The following is a 3,075-nucleotide window of genomic DNA, read 5'->3' as shown; positions in this document are numbered from 1 at the left end:
TCCCATAACCTCTATAAAAAAGAAAGTATCCCCTCAAAAACAAAAGTAAAATTTAAATAAAAAATTCGTTTAAAACATTATTTAATGTAATAAAACATCTAAAGCCATCAACAAATAAAAGCGTTTTATATAATTATTTTTCAATTCTAATTCGACAAAAAGTACTAAAAACCATTAGATTTACCACACTTTACTAAAGTGAGTAATTCAAATTTTTATTAAATACCAAACATTGAAAACTAATTTATGGATAGACAGACCATTAGCCCATTTTTATTTCCAAAGAAGCTTTTCATTTTACTTATTATAATAGTGTCTTCTTCCCTAACAAAAACTAATGCCCAAGGCATCAAAGGGAAAATTACAGATTATCAAGGTAATCCTATTCCATTTGTTACAATTTACACTGAAGGTACTCAATATTCCACCACCTCTAATGAAGATGGAGATTATATTTTAAAACTACCACAGGGGAAACATCATTTGTTTTTTCAATCCATGGGTTATGAAACTATCCAGAGGGCATTTGATATAGGAGAAAAGTTTATAGTTCAAAACATTCAGCTTAAAGAAATGATTGTCAAGCTGAAAACGGTGAAAGTAAAAGCAAAAAAAGAAGATCCTGCCTATCAAATTATGAGAAAAGCCATTGGGATGCGAAAATATTACCAATTGCAAGTTCAAGAGTATAAAGCCAAAGCATACACCAAAGCAACTTTTAGTATAGACCGCATACCTAAAGTATACCAATGGATGATGGATAAAGAAACCAAAAAAGAAATAAAAGAGTATTTAGGTAAACCTATGGTATTAGAATCCATCACTGAAGTAGAATTTGAACAACCCGATACCTATCATAATCATATCATTTCTACCCGATCTACATTAAGTGATTCTATTCCAAATCCTGTTCCTATGGTAATGGAAAACTTTTACAATGAACGCCTAATGGATACTTACTTATCTCCTTTAGCTCCTACCGCCTTTTCTCATTATAAATTTAATTATCAAGGTTTTTTTGAGGAAAACAACCGATTTATCAACAAAATCAAGGTGACTCCTCGTCATAAAGGAGAAGGACTTTTTGAAGGATATTTATTTGTGGCAGAAGACTATTGGAATATCCATAGTGTTAATCTGAAATTTAGCATGGAGGCCGGAGATTTTCAATTGATTCAAACTTTCGCCCCAGTACAAAATAATGTCTGGATGCCTGTCACATTCGATATTAAGGCTGATATAAGTTTTATGGGAGTAAAGGCTTCAGGGAATTATGTGGTTTCCGTTAGCGATTATCAATTAGGTTTAAACCCAGCCCTTGATCATTCAATTGTCCAAGCACATGCTCCTTTAGCTCTGTCCGAAGAAAAAGGAGAAAAGGAGGAGAAAGCCCCTGAAGAAAAGGAATTAGAAGCAAAGACCAGAAGACAGAAAGAAATAAAAGAGCTGTTGACGAAACAAGACATGAACAACCGAGATATGCGCAAGCTCAAAAGAAAAATGGAACGGGAAGCAATTAGCGCCGAACGTAAAAAGGGATTGGAGATAAAGGAAAATGAAGGGTTAAACATGGAAGTGGATTCTCTGGCAGCCAAAAGAGGGGATGATTATTGGGAAAAAAACCGACCTGTTCCTCTTTCAGCAAGAGAGCTGGAAAGTTATAATTTAAAAGATTCATTAAAATCACCAGTTACTATTTCATTTAATGGATCAGAAGAGAATGCTAATTCGAATAACTCTTCCAATGAACAGGACACTTCCAAACCTAAAAACTTTTTTGGAAAAACCATAAAAGCCACCAGTAACCTAATTTCTGGCCGCTCCTTTGCTAAGGGGAAAATAGTTTATTCTGGTATTTTAAATGACCTTTCCTACAACACAGTGGATGGCTGGAAATTTCAAAGTACTTTAAGCTATAACAAAAATTCAAAAAAGGGAAAAGGCTATAAACTTTTAGGTGGAGTAAAATACGCCGTGGCCCGTAATACCTGGATGGGTTTTGGAAGTTATAATCAACATTATGCTCCTTTTTCTAGAGGACGATTTTCAATAGAAGGCGGAAGAGATTCCTTTGATTTTAACGAGAAAACGGGAATAAATAAAGACCTTAATACGCTCAGTACCTTATTATTGAAGAAAAACTTAATGAAACTTTACCAAAAAGATTATTTCAAAATCACCAATGGTATTGACATTTCTAATGGTTTAAGACTTAGTAATACGCTTGAATATGCAAACCGACAAGAACTAATTAATCATACGAACTATAAGTTGATTGATTGGAAATATGATTTCACAAGGAATGAACCCAAAACAATTGAAAATGATCAATTGCACTTTGGTAAAAATGAGGCCTATATAGCTTCAGCTACCCTAAGTTATACTCCTAGACAACGATACAGGATAAAAGAAGGAGCAAAAATTATGGCAAGATCGGATAATCCAACCTATAGTTTGACATACAGAAAAGCTTTTCATGGCAAAAACAAAAATTCGGTTGGATATGACTACTTATCTGGAGGAGTTCATCAGCGTAAGGAATTATCTTTTCAACACGAACTGGAATACCAAGTAATTGGGGGTAAGTTTTTCAATCAAAGAAAAATGACCTTTGCGGATTATCATCACTTTAGAAACATTGAGCTCCCTTTCTATTTTGGAAGAGCTTTCGGGAATTTTCGTTTGTTTGACTACTACGAACAAAGTACAGCTGATGCCTTTCTTCAAGCAAATGCAGCCGTTTACTCAAAACGATTAATTCTTAAAAGGCTTCCTATCCTAAATAAAACATTTATGAGTGAAACCCTATTTGCTAACTACCTCTACACCCCTTCCATGGGTAATTACTTAGAAGTAGGTTATGCTTTAACCGAAATCTTCTTCATTGGAAGTGTTGAAGTAGCTACTGCTTACAAAGATGACCGATTCAGTGGATTTACTTTAAAAATTGGGATAGGATTGGATTAAAGTCAATTTGATCACATAATATCAAATCTTAGATAAAAGCCGCACTGCATAAGTAGCGGCTTTTTTTAGGATTAAGAAAAGAGATAAAAAACAGAATGATTATTCTCT

The 3,075-nt window shown here is 33.9% G+C and carries 1 protein-coding gene; it reads left to right on the top strand.

Going from position 1 to position 3,075, the window contains the following annotated elements; all coding sequences use genetic code 11:
• Positions 1–246: 246 nt before the first annotated feature.
• On the top strand, positions 247–2,967 hold the full coding sequence (locus E1171_RS03850) for a DUF5686 and carboxypeptidase regulatory-like domain-containing protein (RefSeq protein ID WP_155204268.1): 2,721 nt from the start codon (positions 247–249) through the stop codon (positions 2,965–2,967).
• Positions 2,968–3,075: the final 108 nt, after the last annotated feature.

The sequence above is a fragment of the Xanthovirga aplysinae genome, from assembly GCF_009711365.1.
GTDB lineage: Bacteria > Bacteroidota > Bacteroidia > Cytophagales > Cyclobacteriaceae > Xanthovirga > Xanthovirga aplysinae.
Note: the sequence above shows the minus strand (reverse complement) of the source record. Positions and strands in the feature narration are given on the sequence as shown.